The sequence below is a fragment of the Paenibacillus violae genome (assembly GCF_032461945.1).
GTDB classification, from domain to species: Bacteria; Bacillota; Bacilli; order Paenibacillales; family NBRC-103111; genus Paenibacillus_E; species Paenibacillus_E violae.
Map to the genome: position 1 here is coordinate 281,373 of NZ_JAWCUD010000008.1, position 16,031 is coordinate 297,403.

General features: G+C 47.3%; 14 protein-coding genes. 9 read left to right on the top strand and 5 right to left on the bottom strand.

Annotation, left to right across the window (positions count from 1 at the left end; translation table 11 throughout):
* Nucleotides 1–62 precede the first annotated feature (62 nt).
* The gene (locus tag RQP52_RS22690) at nt 63–2,897 is read right to left on the bottom strand and encodes a 1,4-alpha-glucan branching protein domain-containing protein (protein WP_315953950.1); all 2,835 of its coding nucleotides are present in this window, start codon (nt 2,895–2,897) and stop codon (nt 63–65) included.
* Between the two features lie 9 nt (nt 2,898–2,906).
* Nucleotides 2,907–3,317: a DUF4912 domain-containing protein gene (locus tag RQP52_RS22695; RefSeq protein WP_315953951.1), complete on the bottom strand. Its 411-nt coding sequence runs from the start codon at nt 3,315–3,317 to the stop codon at nt 2,907–2,909.
* Between the two features lie 220 nt (nt 3,318–3,537).
* Between RQP52_RS22695 and RQP52_RS22700 the strand changes: the two genes are divergently transcribed.
* Nucleotides 3,538–3,960, top strand: coding sequence for a hypothetical protein (locus tag RQP52_RS22700; protein WP_315953952.1), 423 nt, complete (start codon nt 3,538–3,540; stop codon nt 3,958–3,960).
* Between the two features lie 68 nt (nt 3,961–4,028).
* On the opposite strand, the gene RQP52_RS22705 is transcribed toward RQP52_RS22700, so the two are convergent.
* Nucleotides 4,029–4,829, bottom strand: coding sequence for a LytR/AlgR family response regulator transcription factor (locus tag RQP52_RS22705; protein ID WP_315953953.1), 801 nt, complete (start codon nt 4,827–4,829; stop codon nt 4,029–4,031).
* 204 nt (nt 4,830–5,033) lie between these two features.
* Between RQP52_RS22705 and RQP52_RS22710 the strand changes: the two genes are divergently transcribed.
* Entirely contained in the window at nt 5,034–5,615 is a 582-nt protein-coding gene (locus tag RQP52_RS22710; RefSeq protein WP_315953954.1) for a hypothetical protein, read from the top strand.
* Here RQP52_RS22710 and RQP52_RS22715 read toward each other — a convergent pair.
* The gene (locus RQP52_RS22715; protein ID WP_315953955.1) at nt 5,586–6,227 is read right to left on the bottom strand and encodes a helix-turn-helix domain-containing protein; all 642 of its coding nucleotides are present in this window, start codon (nt 6,225–6,227) and stop codon (nt 5,586–5,588) included. The genes RQP52_RS22710 and RQP52_RS22715 overlap by 30 nt on opposite strands.
* Before the next feature lie 196 nt (nt 6,228–6,423).
* Between RQP52_RS22715 and sigI the strand changes: the two genes are divergently transcribed.
* The 5 genes from sigI to RQP52_RS22740 all read left to right on the top strand — a co-directional run bounded on the left by sigI (nt 6,424) and on the right by RQP52_RS22740 (nt 12,592).
* Nucleotides 6,424–7,203 (top strand): RNA polymerase sigma factor SigI, encoded by a 780-nt coding sequence (gene sigI / locus RQP52_RS22720; RefSeq protein WP_315953956.1) that lies wholly within the window; start codon nt 6,424–6,426, stop codon nt 7,201–7,203.
* 29 nt (nt 7,204–7,232) lie between these two features.
* Nucleotides 7,233–8,672, top strand: a complete 1,440-nt coding sequence (locus RQP52_RS22725; RefSeq protein ID WP_315953957.1) for an anti-sigma-I factor RsgI family protein — start codon at nt 7,233–7,235, stop codon at nt 8,670–8,672.
* Nucleotides 8,673–9,319: 647 nt separating this feature from the next.
* Nucleotides 9,320–10,381 carry an aldo/keto reductase gene (locus RQP52_RS22730; RefSeq protein WP_315953958.1) on the top strand — a complete coding sequence of 354 codons (1,062 nt, stop codon included), beginning with the start codon at nt 9,320–9,322 and terminating at the stop codon, nt 10,379–10,381.
* 21 nt (nt 10,382–10,402) lie between these two features.
* Nucleotides 10,403–11,911 carry a leucyl aminopeptidase gene (locus tag RQP52_RS22735; protein WP_315953959.1) on the top strand — a complete coding sequence of 503 codons (1,509 nt, stop codon included), beginning with the start codon at nt 10,403–10,405 and terminating at the stop codon, nt 11,909–11,911.
* A gap of 141 nt (nt 11,912–12,052) precedes the next feature.
* The gene (locus RQP52_RS22740; RefSeq protein ID WP_315953960.1) at nt 12,053–12,592 is read left to right on the top strand and encodes a CPBP family intramembrane glutamic endopeptidase; all 540 of its coding nucleotides are present in this window, start codon (nt 12,053–12,055) and stop codon (nt 12,590–12,592) included.
* A gap of 53 nt (nt 12,593–12,645) precedes the next feature.
* Here the strand turns inward: RQP52_RS22740 and RQP52_RS22745 are convergent, their stop codons facing one another.
* Nucleotides 12,646–13,158, bottom strand: coding sequence for a hypothetical protein (locus tag RQP52_RS22745; RefSeq protein WP_315953961.1), 513 nt, complete (start codon nt 13,156–13,158; stop codon nt 12,646–12,648).
* Between the two features lie 171 nt (nt 13,159–13,329).
* Here RQP52_RS22745 and RQP52_RS22750 point away from each other — a divergent pair, with 171 nt between their 5' ends.
* Both RQP52_RS22750 and RQP52_RS22755 read left to right on the top strand, forming a co-directional pair.
* A complete protein-coding gene (locus tag RQP52_RS22750; protein WP_315953962.1) occupies nt 13,330–14,604 on the top strand; it encodes an MFS transporter in 1,275 nt (424 codons plus the stop codon).
* Between the two features lie 9 nt (nt 14,605–14,613).
* Entirely contained in the window at nt 14,614–15,537 is a 924-nt protein-coding gene (locus RQP52_RS22755) for a Gfo/Idh/MocA family protein (RefSeq protein ID WP_315953963.1), read from the top strand.
* Nucleotides 15,538–16,031 lie beyond the last annotated feature (494 nt).

A 16,031-nucleotide genomic window follows, 5' to 3' on the forward strand; every position in this document is an offset into this window, starting at 1 on the left:
GCTTCGTAAGCGTGTGCTTGAGTTTTCTTTAGAAAACTTGCTTCGTAAGCATTTGCAGTTGCTTAACTTTTTACTGTAACCGGAATGTCAGAGAGATTGGTGGTCAGTTTGCGATAATCCTCCTGAACATGCGCAGCAATATGGTACCATTGGTAATTTTTCTGCAGCAGCTGGTAGGCGCTGTCGGCCATTTTGGCGGCTAATTTGGGATGCAGCAGCATTTCGGAAATATGCCATGCCAGCGAATCGACGTGTCCCGGCAGAGCTTTGTAGCCGTCCACGCCATGCCGAATGATTTCAGCCAGACCGCCTGTATCCGAGAGAACGAGTGGCCGCCGACTGGCCATAGCCTCTAAAGCAACGATTCCGAATGGCTCATACAAGCTCGGTATGACACAAACATTGGCATATTGATAGAGCTGGGCACGGTAGCTATCATCTATGAAACCAGTAAATAAGATGCGATCTCCTAAATGGGCCGCTAACGCGCGAAGTTCGTTTTCCATCGGTCCTGAGCCGGCAATGATGAGCTTTGCTTGCGGCACATGCGTTAAGATGCCCGGCATGGCATGGATGAGCGTGTGAATTCCCTTTTCATAAACAAGCCTGCCAATATAGAAAATGACTTTATCCTGTTTCGCAATTTCACGAGGACGTTTCCCTGTTTCCTTGCCGGATGACAGAGAGAGCTGAATGCCATTTGGATGAACGGTGACTTTATCCGGAGGCAAGCTGAAGATGCGGACAACTTCCTCTTTCATATAGGAGCTGCAAACAAAAACGCGGTTGGCCTCATATGTCAGTTTCCACTCTAACTGATGAATTTTGCGCTGTAAGTCGGAGCCCAAATTCCCTTGATTTCTTCCCCATTCCGTCGCATGAATCGTCGCTATCAAAGGGATGTTGTAACTCATTTTTATTTCTCTCGCAGCGTGAAAAACCATCCAATCATGTGCATGTAGCAGATCAATGCGGCCGCCATTATGCACCCAATTGACCAAATGATCCGTCATGGCCAGATTCATTTCGAAAGTCCAGTGATAAAAGGATGTATCACCGGAATGCTGAACAGGCAATCGATGGACATAGACGCCATTTTTATTCTCAAAAGAAGGTGCGCCGTCATAGGACGTCGTGATGACATGCACTATTTCTCCAAGGGAAGCAAGGGCTTCCGACAGTTCATGGACGGCTTTCGATAAACCGCCGACTTGTTTGGGCGGATATTCCCACGCCAGCATGAACACATTGTGGCGATGTTTTGTAGCTTCGAGTAAGTCTTCCCATTCACTTCTGCTAGGAATAATAGGAATAGGCGACTGGAGGCTGACGCTTCTGAAAGCTTGATACTCGACATCCGGAAGGCAATGATCGTGCTCCTCTAATGCAGCAAGGAAATCCTCATCGATCTGATAACGATTCAATTGATCACAAAGTTGGTGGAAGCAGCCTAGATGGTTTTTTATCCGGCGGCTGGCATAATCAGCATAGGTTGCCGAGTCCATCAGGAAGGCCCAATCGCTGCTCTGAGCCAGCATGAGCTCTCTGGCGGCTTGATTCAATGCACGCTGGAACACATCGGCGTTTGCTTTGTCAGCGTGATTGAGATGCTCCTGATTTGCGGCTAAGTGAATCATCCGCTTCTCCGCTTCATGAAGATGACGGTAAATCCAGTCATTGCTTGCTTGCAACCATGTTTCAGAGTTGTGGTTGCGCCCTGTGCTGGAAGGGTTCAATTGGCCGACACCGGCCGTTGGATACTCATCTAGGTATTCGCTGGGTGTTATCATTCTCACCGCCGTCTGATCGAGAAACATTTTGCGGCAAAGCTGCTCCAGAAAGTGGGGACCTTCATACCACCAATGCCCAAAAATTTCCGCATGATAAGAGGAGACGATAACCGGTTTTCGGTCCAGCCAGCGACGCGCTTTTTGCACCTGCTTTTGGCGATGTTTGAGAAAATCATCGGCATGCTCTTCCGCTCTTTCGGAGGCGCGTGCCGGATGATAAGGCATTTTGAGCCGGCCTTTACTTGTATTGCGGTCGTATTTGAACCCTGCGTCGTTAGCCGAATAATAATCTCGATAAAGAAAATCGCTGCTATACCCATCCTCAGGTGAGCAAATTTGATGAATAGATGCTAGATCGCATGGAAAAGCCGTCATGCCGTCAGTCGACGTCAGCAACGGAGCCAACTGTTCACGATGGGGGTGAGGGGATGCAAAAGCAACGGCGGTTGCGTCCGTGAAAATATACCGAATGCCGGCTTCGCTCAAAATCCGCTCAATCCCCGGCGTATAACCGCATTCGGGTAACCAGAATCCGCGCGGCTTTTGATCGAAATAACGCTCAAAATCTTTCACCGCCGTTAGAATCTGAGCCCTGATGGATTCTTCCGTTTGCATCAAAGGCAGATAGGCGTGTGTAGCGGCAGATGTTACGATTTCTATATGACCTAATTCTTGAAAATGTTTGAAGGCGACAATGACATTTCCGTCATAACTTTCGTACAAATCCTGCAGCTTTTGGAATCTTTGCGAATACTGGTAGGCAGCCGGGAGGAGGACGGGGTCCTGTTGTAACCGAACCTGTTCGCTATCTGTAAGCGTAATAAGCTTTTGGAGATAAACACGATATTTGGCTTGCCAGAACGGATCGCTGAACAGAGATAACAGTGTCGGAGTTATGGAAAAGGTCATGCGGAAATCAATTTGATCTTGCGAGAGTTGTTGCATGACTTCCAATAATGGCAAATACGTTTCTGTCATAGCTTCAAAAAACCAACGTTCTTCCAACGCAGTGTCCGGACTTTGATGGCTGATATAAGGAAGATGAGCATGCAGGACGAGGGCGAAATACCCCTTAATCTCAGGCTTTGATTTCAAGCGATTAATCAAAACTTATCGTCACCTCGGTTCTCCCCAATTCTCTTCCGAATCTTTGGGGGTTGCGACACAATTGGATCGAAGTAAAGGGATGAACTCATGCTCCCACGTATACGTCCCTACATCCACGATATAGTTGCGATTAGCCCCAGCTTGATGCAAGTAGGCATGCGTAGTTTCGGGCGGTATGGTTGTATCCCAGGAGGTATGGGCATTATGTCCATTAAAGAGTACATGGGTCACATCGTACAAACGGATGACACACGGCATGGCGCCGAAGTCGCATTCAAAATGCTGGGACACCAGCCACCTGCGCCTGTCAGATATTTCCCAATATACATAGAGCGAATTTGTACCTACAACCATAAGATGGAGTAAGTCCTTGTAATATCTTCCAGGAACCTCATACTCCGAGATTGGTGAAGCTTTCAAGGCTATTCCTCTTTTCTGGGCAATCGCATTTCTGGCGACCATTTTCTTGTAAAAGCATTCGCTTTTCAACAGAAAAATATGCGTGGATTGCTAAAATCTAGATGTCTCGTAAAAAAGGAATTTCACACTTTTAAGGCGAATATATTGGATTAATCCGGGTGACAAAGATGATGCTATGATGCAAGTTTTCCTCACGGAAAACGCAAAGGGAGTGATATCGATGAGTTTTTGTTGTGGCGCTAGTATGATTGGAACAAAAGGTACATTGAAGCACATCCGTACACAAATTCATAATGTGCCGATTCTCTTCTGCCCGGTATGTCACCACATTGAGGTTCACTATCTGGTAGAGAACGAATACGAAATATTGGCGGAATACGCCCACGGTGATGGGGCTGCCGAGGTTGATTTTGTAGAATACGTAGATGGGAAAGACCATCTGCTGCATGACAATTGTGTGAATCATGAAGGCGAAGAGCCTATGGATATTGTGCGCAGCCAAATCGATATGGCGCTGGATCTGCTCATGGTGGCCAAATCCTTAGCGGATGCCGAATGGGAAGATCAGCTCATGAAACGATTGAAAATGCTGAGTGTACGCCGCGATAAGCTGAAAAACAAAAAAACCTCCAAGCCCATGTAGAGGTTCTAATGATAAAAGCCGCTATCTTTTCCTAACGGAAGAGAGAGCGGCTTTTTGTTTGGATGAGTCTAGACTTGGTCATGTATTTCCTGGAGCAATCGCCCGAACTCTTTTTGCAGACTTCTGCTTAAAGGGATTTTTATCGGCGTATGATTCAAGTGAATAAGAAATCTGCGGGATGTAGGAAACCCGCTTTCCTTCACATAGCTGACAACATGCCGCATATTGACAAGAAAGCCCTTGAAGGGGCTGAACATCAGTGGTGAGCTCTGAGATAAGATGTCCGATAAATTGGTGCTGGAATCCATATGTGCACCATTCTTGAGATGAATTCTTGATAATCGCTTGTCCTCTTTCTCGATGAAAAGAATCGATTCCTCTGAGATAGGCAACTGCGATTTTTGATTTTTTACAGTAATCCAATTTATTTTCATTGGGGGCGGCGCTTGCTGCGCATGATTGCGTTCCAATTGAATTTCGGCGATGGCCTTTCGAATGGCAGCTTGAAACTTAGGCAGCATGACGGGCTTTGACAAGAAATAAACAGAACCCAGGTCATGAAAACTCGTGAGGATATGATCGATATTGGTCGTTCCGCTAACCATGATGACCTTCTGCTGATAACCGGCTCTGCGTAATGTCTGTACCATGGTAATGCCGTCCAGATTGCCTTCCAAGCCAATATCGACGAGCAGGATATCCGGAAGAAGCTGGTCATACATCCGAATGAATTGTTCGCCATCCGCGGCGATCGAGACGACATCCAATCCGCACTGCTGACAATAGCTTTCAAGTAATTTACCAACCCAATGATTATCTTCCACAATGGCAACGGTGTAATGAAGCCCCATACGATCATCGCACTCCATTTCTCTCGATCATCCATGCATTCTGTCAGCTCATGCTCAGAAACAGCCAACTTAGTCCACATTGAACGCAAAAGAGCTATTATCCTGTATAATTCTAGTTGTAGAGTTAAGTGACGTAATTTCTAAAGAGCAAGCTTAGAAATGAGGGGTTAGTCTTTGTTTACATGGGCGATATTTATCTTGACCTGTCTTGATTTTGTTCCCATGATTCTATTCTCATTGGTTCTATTCAGACAAAAAATAAAGCCGCACAGGTTGCCGATTGCTTTGGCATTCCTTGCTGGAACGTTGGTTACATACCTTGGCCAAAGGCCTATTTTATACATAAGTATCATCTGTGTGCTATTAATATCTGTTTGGAGATTTTATCCGATACCTGCCGTCATTCTCGCATTATCCGGATATATCCTGTCTGTGATTGTATCGACAGGCGTCTTTGCGATATGGGAACTGACTCCGCTCACGTCGTATGTGTCTATGAAAAATGATCCGGATGAGTTCGTTATCGTCCTGCTGTTGGCATTAGGCGCGAAATGCGGTATTCTTGCAGGTTTACATAAACTTCGCCTTGGTTTTACATTCTTGACGCATTACACGCGAATAATGCCAACCAAAGAAAATGCAGGCTTCTATCTTTTTATTATTGTCGTGATGGTTGGAATTATTTACCGACATTCCTATCCAAACAATGTGCTAAGCGCACTGATGCCGATTCAAATGCTTGGTATCGCAACAGCTCTATTCATCTATGTTATGCTAGGTAAGGAGCTTAGCTTTCAACGATAAGGGATGGGCATCGCCATCGGCCTGAGCAGTAGCGCCCGTATTGCGAGCCACATAATCCACAAGGGTTTGATGATATTTCATCTGCGCCATGGCAGCGATAGTAACATAAGGTCCATCTTCATAAGCATCAAAATAAAGTTTGCCTTCCGAGGGGGCATACTTTTTTATTTTGTTCAGATTGACGAACAGGTGCATATCCATTTTTGCAAATTGAAGATCCATTAATGCTTCTATGAAACTAGTAAAAGCCACGAGTGATTCTACGTTTTCTTCCACCATTCCATCTTGTGAGACGTACTTGATTGATTTCGTACCGAACTCCACATACCAGACATTATCTAAACGGATTTCGTTAGGCGTCTGCCAAGATGACGCTTCTTCCAGATATCCGGCTTTCATTAAAAGATCCGTGTAAGGATATTGATAAGCTTGCGAAAGCTTCCTTAAGGTGTCAGGGGATGGCTTGATGATGTCATTCGTGGTACGATTACGTCCAAGCTCTAAGTCTCGGATGTACGCATGAGACAGGCCGCTTTTGCTGGCAACTTTGCGCAAGGACATTTTGCCTCGCAGCGTCTCTAGAAACTTGCCAAATTGATTACCTTGTTCCAAATGAAACACCTCCTTACCTTAATTGTAAAGGATTCTAGTTTAAATTGAAATCGTCTACAAAGGTTTTATTTCCCAGTAGGTGCTCATTTGGACATCTATGTTATAATAAATTTGCTTTTTATTTCTTTTTTACATATGCTGTACCCCCCGAATTGATATACATAAGGACGAAATTACTATACTGTGAGGTGGAAAGGTGCTACTGGTACTATTCAAAAGGTTCCTTGGAAAAAAGGAATCCCAGGGTCAAAGTGAATCCTATGCCTCTTCCCTTGAGGTTACCATACATCAAATTCAATCCGGAGACCTAAGACTTAGGAATCAATTTATTTCAGACTATCAGCCCTATGTGGCTAAGGTGACAAGCAGGTTCTGTAAAAGGTATATAGATCCGGCTAGGGACGATGAATTCAGCATTGCTTTAGGGGCATTTAACGAAGCCATTAATCAATATTCTTCTGTGATGGGGAGATCTTTCCTCGGGTTTGCCGAAACTGTCATGCGGAGAAGGTTAATTGATTTCTTGCGGAAAGAACAACGTTTCAAAGGACAGATTCCTTATAGTTCATTCGATCAGGAAGATGATGAAGATAACCTACTCAATCCGATTGAGGTTCATCAAGCGATAGAAGCTTATGAAAAGCAAAAAGGACTTGAAGAACGGCGAAGTGAAATTATGGATTTCAGTCGCTGCTTAAGTGACTTTGATATCGATTTCTCTGAGTTGACGGAAGCCTCTCCTAAACATGACGATTCCAGACAGATGCTTTTCGGCATCGGTCGGACGCTGGCACAGGATGCGGAACTTATGCGGACTCTTCTAACGAAACGGCAGCTACCCATTAAAGAGCTGCTGGAGCAAGTACAGGTTTCTAGAAAAACCTTGGAGCGCAACCGTAAGTATTTGATAGCTATCGCTCTCATTTACAACGGACCATACCCTTACTTGCGGGATTATTTACAGATTCGAGAATGAGGACGGCATTAAGAAAGGAAGAACAGCGCATGAACAAGGGAATCGTAATGGAAATTAGCGACAGCTCCATTATTGTCATGAGTCCAGAGGGTCGATTTGAGAAGCTCCCTAAGGGAACACGAAATTGTGAAGTAGGAGAAGAAATCCTGTTCGCACCTGCGACAAGACGTTTCCGGGTACCGCAAATAGGGATTCTTTCTGGTTTGGCCGCCGCAATTATCGTGTGCTTTGTCTTGGTATCCACTTTAACGGGAAGTGTGCCAGGTGGCCAAGTGGTTGCTTACGTAACCATAGATATCAATCCAAGTATCGAAATTGGGATTGATAACGAAGAGGTTGTTCAAGATCTGCAGGGTTTAAACTCAGACGGCGATGAGTTAATCAGCACCTTGGAGTACAAGGGCAAGTCGTTAGAAGCTGTTACCTCAGACATCTTGGATAAAGCGGAGCAGGGTGCCCTTGCAAAAGGGGAAGGTGATATTATCATCTCATCTACAGTCGTAGAACAAAAAGCAGCGGTGAATGATGAGGCGATTGCCACCAAATTGAAGAATCAGGTGAGCAAACATATTGAACAATCGCATCCCGATCAAGTCAAAAACTATGAAGTGACTGCGTTCGCAGCACCGCAAGAAGTGAGACAAGAAGCTAAGGCCAGCGGTGTATCCGCAGGGAAATATGCCATCTATCTCAATGCGGTAGACAACGGGGCAAAAGTATCGCTGGATGACATCAAAAGCGTCTCCATTCATCAGCTGGCCAAAGAAAACGGCGGGATCGACAAGCTGGTGCCATCATCGAAGCCTATCGATAAGTCTTCCCTGCAAAGACTTGTCGCCGATGAAAAATCAGGGAAATTGAGTGAGCGAATTCAGCAAATTCAAAATGACCGAGATAAAGGCAAAAGCAATGCAAGCAATGATAAAAACGATAAGAGCGATAAGAGTGACAAGAACGACAAAAATGGCAATGGCAATAATAACAATACCAAGTTCGGTAAAAACGAAAATAATGGCAAGCCTAGTGTGAAGCCGACACCTACGCCTACGCCAAGAAACAATCGCAATGACAGCAAGAACGGCCAGGATGTTAAAAACGGTCGTGACGATAGAGATGACAATAATGACAATAATGACAAGAATGGCAAAAACGACAACGATAATAAAAACGGCAAAGATAACAACGGCAAGGATAATGACGATGAGGACAAAAATTCATCAAAACCAGGCCGTAAGGACAACAATGACGATGATCCGAAAAATGGATCATCGTCAAAGCCACAAGAGACCCCAAAGCCTAGTGTAAAGCCTACCGTCAAACCAACAAGCACGAGCAAGCCGACGGCAAAACCGACAGCGAAACCGACGGCAAAGCCGACATCGACTCCAAAGTCAGACAATGATAACAATTTTAATTGGAATTGGGGCAATCGGGATTGGGGACAGAAGAAAGACGGCAAGGATGATTGATGAGTTAATAACCCTGAGACACTTTGAGTGTCTCAGGTTTTTTTATTGGGGGGAGCGGTGGCAGGGGGGCCGTCTACCCCGATCATTTACTCGGATCGATTAACGCTGCGACGACGCAACCGGTGCACACTGACAAGCTGCTCCAGCTAACTCCGCCAAGAGACTAGACTGACAAGCTGCTCCAGCAACTCCGCCAAGAGACTAGTTTGACAAGCTACCCCAGCTAACTCTACCAAGAGAGTAGACTGACAAGCTGCCCCAGCTAACTCCACCAAGAGAGTAGACTGACAAGCTGCCCCAGCTAACTCCACCAAGAGACTAGACTGATAAACGGCCATAACCAACTCCGCCAACGGTCTACTTCGACCTGCTACCCCAACCTGCTTACGAAATCTACAGGGTCTCCCCATAGGGGAACTATGGTTCACTATTTGTAGTAAAACAGGCGATTGGCTAGATGCAAGGGGACTCTGATCCCTTATTTTTCTAGTTTACGACGAATTGCTGCTTATTTTAAGAGAATAGCGCCCTGTAGTTCCCATATGCACTCCAATATACTGTTTTCTAATGATATAGCTTCCTATAGTTCCTCTAAGCATGCACGATCTCGTGGAAAGTAGGATAGAGTTGTATTACAATGGTTGCATGTGCAATTATTCATATCTTCGTTAACGGAATGGAAGGGTGATCTTGGCTTGAGATATTCGAGATTCGGTAAATCCGGTTATAACGTATCGTCACTGGGCTTTGGGGCAATGAATCTTCCCAATGTACCCCTGGAACAGGCTAGAGAGGCGTTGAACTATGCCTTGGATCACGGCATTAATTATATCGATACCGCAGCCGCCTATCGTAACAGCGAAGAGATCATCGGCGAATGCATTTCGCATCGCAGGGATGAGTACTTCTTGGCGACGAAGACAGGAGCGCGCGATTACGAAACGGCGAAGGCGGAGATCGAGCGAAGCCTGGTGCGTATGAAAACGGACCATGTCGATTTACTGCAAATTCACTATGTGAACTACGTAACTGAATTTAAAAAGGCAATGGATATCGAAGGCGCTTACAAGGCAGCGCTGGAAGCTCAGCGAGAAGGCAAAGTCCGCTTCATCGGCATTTCCGGACATCGGCCGGATTTGCTGACGAAATGGATCGCAAAAGGGCAATTCGATCAAATTTTGTTTCATTTGAATTTAGCGCAGCCTTTTGCCTTAGAGGAGCTTATTCCGAAAGCAACAGAGATGGACTTGATGAAGGTTGCGATGAAGCCGCTATCAGGCGGATTCATTCAACCCGTTGACCGGGCCATCCGGTATCCGTACAGCCAGAACGTTCATGTAACCATTTCGGGGATGGTCAGTGTGAAGGAAGTGCAGGAAAACCTGGCTGCACAAGAACAAGAGGTTGGCACGGAAGAGCGTCAAGAGCTCGAACAATTGGCAATTGAACTCGGTCAGCACGATTGCAGACGGTGCAACTACTGCTCCTGCCCACTTGAAATCGCCATTCCGGATGTGATGATTTCGAGCAGATTCAGAGAAAAATTTGGTTTGCTGCCGAAGGGCGAGGGATTTTTCGAAAGACAAAAGGATAGAATAATAGGCTGTGCTGACCATGATCCGTGCAAAGAGAAGCCGATTTGCGAAGAGAAATGCCCATATCACCTGCCTATGCAGTCCGTTATTCAGAAGGCAGCATCTTTTTATTAAGCTAACAGGGAGAATGACACTATGTTTGAAAAAAACACAGCAATTACGACGGGCGTGTTCACGTCATTCACGCATAACGAGCAAGGGGCAGACGCCATCGTCGTCTGCCTAAGTGAAGTCGAGCTGCGCGAGGACACCGTCCTCGGCGAGCCGCAGCTCGACCAAGCCCTTCAGCGCATGCGCGCGAAGGGCATCTTTACGGGCGCCTCAGGCGAGCTCGAGGCGCTGCCCACCTACGGGCTGCTGCCGTACGCGTACGTGCTCGTTGCGGGGCTCGGCCCCGCAACCTCACGCGATACGCTGCGAGCAGCCGCCGTGCATGCAGCGCGCGAGGCAATCGCACTGAAGCTCGAAAGCTTGGCGCTGAAGCTGCCAAGCGGCTTCGACAGCCGGTCCGCCGTCACGGCGCTGACCGAAGGGCTGCTTCTCGGTACATACCGCATCGCGGTGTACCGCAAAGACGAGCCGGCGCGCGCAGAGCTGCGCCGGGCGGTACTGCTCACAGAAGCGGCTGCGGAAGCAGCGCTTCTGGCATCGGCGATCGCAGCCGCTGAGGCGGTTGCGGAGGGCACGAACTATGCCCGGGATCTCACGAACCTCCCGGCCAACAAGCTGCTTCCGGCTACCCTCGCAGAGGAAGCCATGAAGCTTGCCCAGCACTACGGCTTCGGCTGCGAAGTGCTGGACGAGCACGAGATCGCCGCCCGCGGAATGGGCGGCCTGATCGCGGTTGGCGCTGGCAGTGCCAACCCGCCACGGATGATCACCCTGCAGTACAAGGGTGATCCGGACTCAGCCGACGTGCTGGGCCTCGTCGGCAAAGGCGTGACCTTCGATACCGGCGGCATCTCGATGAAAAGCCCCGACGGCATGGAAGAGATGATCAGCGATATGGGAGGAGCCGCCACGCTGCTTGGAGCTCTTCACATCGTCGGGCAGTTGAAACCGAAGATCAACTTGGTCGTCGTCATCCCGTCGGCGGAAAATATGACGTCCGGCTCGGCGTATCGTCCAGGCGATATTGTGAAGATGTTTAGCGGACACTCCGTGGAAGTGCTGAATACGGACGCAGAGGGCCGTATTATCTTGGCGGAGGGAATTACCTACGCGAAGAAGCTCGGAGCAAATCGTCTGATCGATGTCGCTACTTTGACAGGAGCTATCTTAATTTCCTTCGCCGATGTCGCGACGGGGGCTGTGACGAACGATGATGAGTTCCTGAAGCCACTGCTTCAAGCGGCTGGCGAAGCGGGAGAGAAGCTCTGGCAGCTGCCTAACTATCCGGAGTATCGCGAAATGCTGAAAAGCGACGTGGCGGATATTAAAAACCAAGCCTCCTCAGATCGCTGGGCGGGAGCTATTACCGGAGGGCTTTTCATCGGGTACTTCGCCGAAGAAACGCCTTGGATTCATCTCGATACAGGCGGCACCGCGTGGTTATGGTCAGCCAAAGGCATCGAGCCCAAGGGAGCAACAGGCGTTATGGTGCGGACATTAGCTGCTTATTTATGCGGCGATCAATTAAGATAAATGCTTTTCTAATAAAAATGAGGCTGTCCCAAAAGTCATCCAATGACCGAGGGAGAGCCTATTTGCGTTGCAAATTCTTGAACTCCAAAAAACAATCATGCGTGAAAGAATTGATGGATAAAGAGGGAGGGGATTTGTAAAATGGACAGAATCTGTGGTTACGTCAGCAGGCTGGGAAATAATTCAGGCTATCAATGGTCTGAATTTTTCTCCGCTAGTTGGTGGAGTTTGAAGTTTGTTTGGTTTGAAGAGCTGCTATTTCGAGATGCATTGCTTGTCATACTGATCCACTGGCTGGGTGTTCGATTGGGAATTGTTCTTTCGGCAGCCGCGTTTGGGGCTTATCACTGGTTCTCGTATGGTTTGTTCGGTAATATTCCTGTCATGATCTTGATGTTTGCAGCTACTTTTGTGATGGGACTGGTATGGGCGTATGCGTACTCAAAATCGGGTTCCATGGCCATCGCAGTAGGCAGCCATCTTGGTTGGAATGCAACATCGGCAATTGTCTTCTCTGACGGTCCTATTGGTAATCAATTGTTAATTCAGCTTAAAGGTGCTGAGTATATGCCGCTCACGGGCCTGCCATCGCTATTGTTCTTTATCGCTTCAACACAGCGTTACCATGCATATTTTTTTGGATCAAGTACAAGAAATCGGCTTAAAAAATCGGCTCCATAAAAAAGAGGCTACCCCAAGTCATCCAATGACCGTAGGACAGCCTCGTTTGTCGTTTAAGCACCGACACTTCTACCGGCTGCAGCAGGCTGCGAAACCGTTTTTTGCAGTAGCTCATTCACATCAGACAATTGAATGACGATTCTGTTGATTTCATTCGTCGTATAAGAGAGTTGGCTCATACGCTGCTGAAGCTGGGGCAAGGAGATGCCGATCCAGTTTTTCTTTTTGCGATGCAGGGACAGGTCATATTTGAGCACCGTCATTGTGGCGGCGAATGGATCTGGTTTGATATAGACATCTTTCATGACATCATCCAGATTGAAATAGAGCTGCCTACGGTCCCATTTAACAAAACCTTGCTCGAACAAGATCACTAGGAAATCGGAACCTGACTTGTCTTTGTTCTCCATCGTAATAAGTCGGACAGCGCCTTTGGCCTGATTTGGCTTGATGTACTGGCCTGAACGAATATCAGGAAGGAAAGGAACAATGAGAAGCGGGCCTACACTGGCGATATACAAATAAGTTGTTGACTGAAACACAAGAGAGAGTACAATAAAGGTCAAAAAGAGTATTGAGCTTGTGATAAGACCAAAATGGTTTGGTTTCATAGTATGTCGATGATCCCGCCTGACATGATAGATTAGGTAGTCTGTCCCATTTTACCATAAGCGCCCTATATCTTGTAAACTATTAGATCTTTCAATAGGTTTTACCCTTACAAAATGGAGGCGAGCATGCTTATGAAAATGCTGGACAGCTTGTGGAATCCCCGGAAAAAACGCTCCTACTACCGAAAAAGTCTTCTCATTGCTACGCTGGAGGGATTCCCGGCTGTTGTGATTTTTCAGCTTTTGGGCGGTCCTTTCTTGACCGGGTATTTATTGTACCTTGGTGCGACATCAACGGAGATCGGGTTTATATTAGCCATCACGACAGTGGTGAATATCATCCAAATCGGTATGGCTGTAGCGATGCAGAAATTCAGGAACCGCAAGCGGATGCTCCTCATTTTCGGCTCCTCTCACAGGTTGTTATGGGCTTCCGTAGGTTTGATCCCGTTTCTGTTCCCGCAAGATTGGTGGGTCGTGATGTACATCATTCTGTACACGGTGGCTCATTTAGGCAATGCCGCAGGCGGTGTCGTATGGACCTCGTTGATCAGCGATGCGGTTCCGGGCCCGGTTCGCGGGCGGTATTTTGGAATTCGCAATACGATTCTAGGCGGAGTAAGTTCCCTTGCTCTTTTTATAGGCGGTCAGATTCTGGATAAATATCCTGGCGGACAGGGTTTTACCTATTTATTTATGATTGTCGGCGTTTGCGCGCTCCTCAATATATTGGCTTATTGCTTATATCCGAATCCGCCTTTCGAGCCATCCAAGGAATCGAATCCGATAGGAATGATTGGGAAGCCATTGAAGGACCGCGCTTTTATAAAAGCGATTATTTTCTTAGCTGTGTTTTTATTTGTGCAAAGTTTGACCGTACCGCTATTTTCCTATGTCATGCTAAAGCTCATGGCCATTAATTATGAAACAGTTTCCTACATCACCGTCGTCCATACGTTGGTCATGATGGCAAGTTACTATGTTTGGGGTAACCTAAACGCACGTTATTCAGCGCAAACCTTGCTGTTATGGTCTTTACCGATCATTGCCCTCGCTTGTCTTTTGTGGGGGGCGATTGCCCTCATTCCGGCGATTGTCGTGCTTTATGCGGTTCATATCGTGCTTGGTATAGGACTCGGCGGGTTTAACCAGATGGTCTTTACATTTACAATTGGTGATACACCGAAAAGTGAACGGCCTATGTACATTGCAACGTATTCGGCGATTACGGGTTTTGCGGCCTTTTTAGGACCGATCGTTGGGGGAAAAGTATATGAGCTCATTGCGGAGGCCCCGATGTGGATGCAGATTTATGGCGTTTCGACACTTGTGGGCGCTGTGCTGATGATACTTGGATTCGTGGTAGGACGCCTGGTACTCGGGAAACAAATAAGGAGCTGACTTTTTAAAATGACAAGAAAAAGAATCGGAATCATCGGGCTTGGGGATATCGCGCAAAAAGTATATCTGCCGCTTCTTTCCGTTAATGAACAAGTGGACATCGCTGGCATTATGAGCTCCACACCGGCAACCGTTGAACGAATGAAGACCAAGTATCGTATCCCATTCGGGACAACGAAGTTGGAGGAGTTGCTCGCGCTTGATTTGGACGCTGTTTTCGTGCACAGTCCGACTCCAACCCATTATGAAATTGCTATGAAAAGCATGGAGCAGGGTGTTGCGGTTTATGTAGATAAGCCATTGTCCTACGATTGGGAGCAGTCGGTAGAGATGGCTTCTTATGCGGAACGAAAAGGGGTGCTCCTTGCAGCGGGCTTTAACCGCAGGTTTGCTCCGCTTTATCTCGAAGCGCGTGATTGGCTGCAGGGAGCAGGCGGTTTTGATTGGTGTTCAGCGGTTAAACACCGGATTAAACAGCAGGGTCATGGCGCGAAAGAGACGCTGTATGATGATTTGATCCATATGTTGGACCTTTTGCTCTGGCTGGGGGGAAGCCCCTATGAAGTGGCTTCGTATCATCAACAAGTGGATGAAGTTGGAAGGCTGCTTCACGCTTCAGGTGCACTGTCTTTCGGCTCCTCGCAGGGTACCTATAGCATGGTAAGGCTGGCGGGCGTGGATCTGGAAAAAGTCGAGCTGCATGGCAGCGGCCGTTCGGTCGAGGTGACGAATCTGGAGTCAGCAGTCTTCTATGAAAAAGGCGCCGCGCCGCGCGTACGTTCCTTCGGAAGCTGGGACACCGTGCTGGAGAGAAGGGGATTTGCCAGCGTCGTTCAGCATTTCCTGGACAGCTTGGCTGACCCGAATGCCTGCACGATCCGGGGCGACCTTGTGCTCGCGTCTCATCAGCTGGTTGAGCGGCTGTCTGTTTAGAAATGTTACTAGGGACTGTCTTTGAGTAGAATGTAGGTTCTACTTGAGGGGAGTCCCTTTTTGGTTTAGCTGAGCTAGTTGGGTAGCTTCGTATCAAAGGTGTGTTTTGCTGTGCGGGAGAGGGGAGCGGAACTACAGGGCGCTATTTGAGCGGAATGAGCTGATTTTGGGTCACTGGGGAACTACAGGGTCTTAATTGATGGGAAAAGCTGTTATTCGCTCTGAAAATGGCGGAATAGAGGATCACAGTTCCCTTAGAAGGCTGAGCTAGCGGATTATTGCAAAATAGGGGATTGTAGTTCCCTATTATGAGGATTCGTCTGGGATAGCGGCTAATTTTACTCAGTAGGCACTTGTTGAGGCACTTTGGTCCGATGGAAGATTGATACGTAGATCTGGTAATAAAGTTTAGTTGGAGTAAATCCAACGAGCAGGTCGTCTTGGCGGATTATTCGTGTAGTTCATTGGATTATTTCCAACGAGATGGTTGGAAA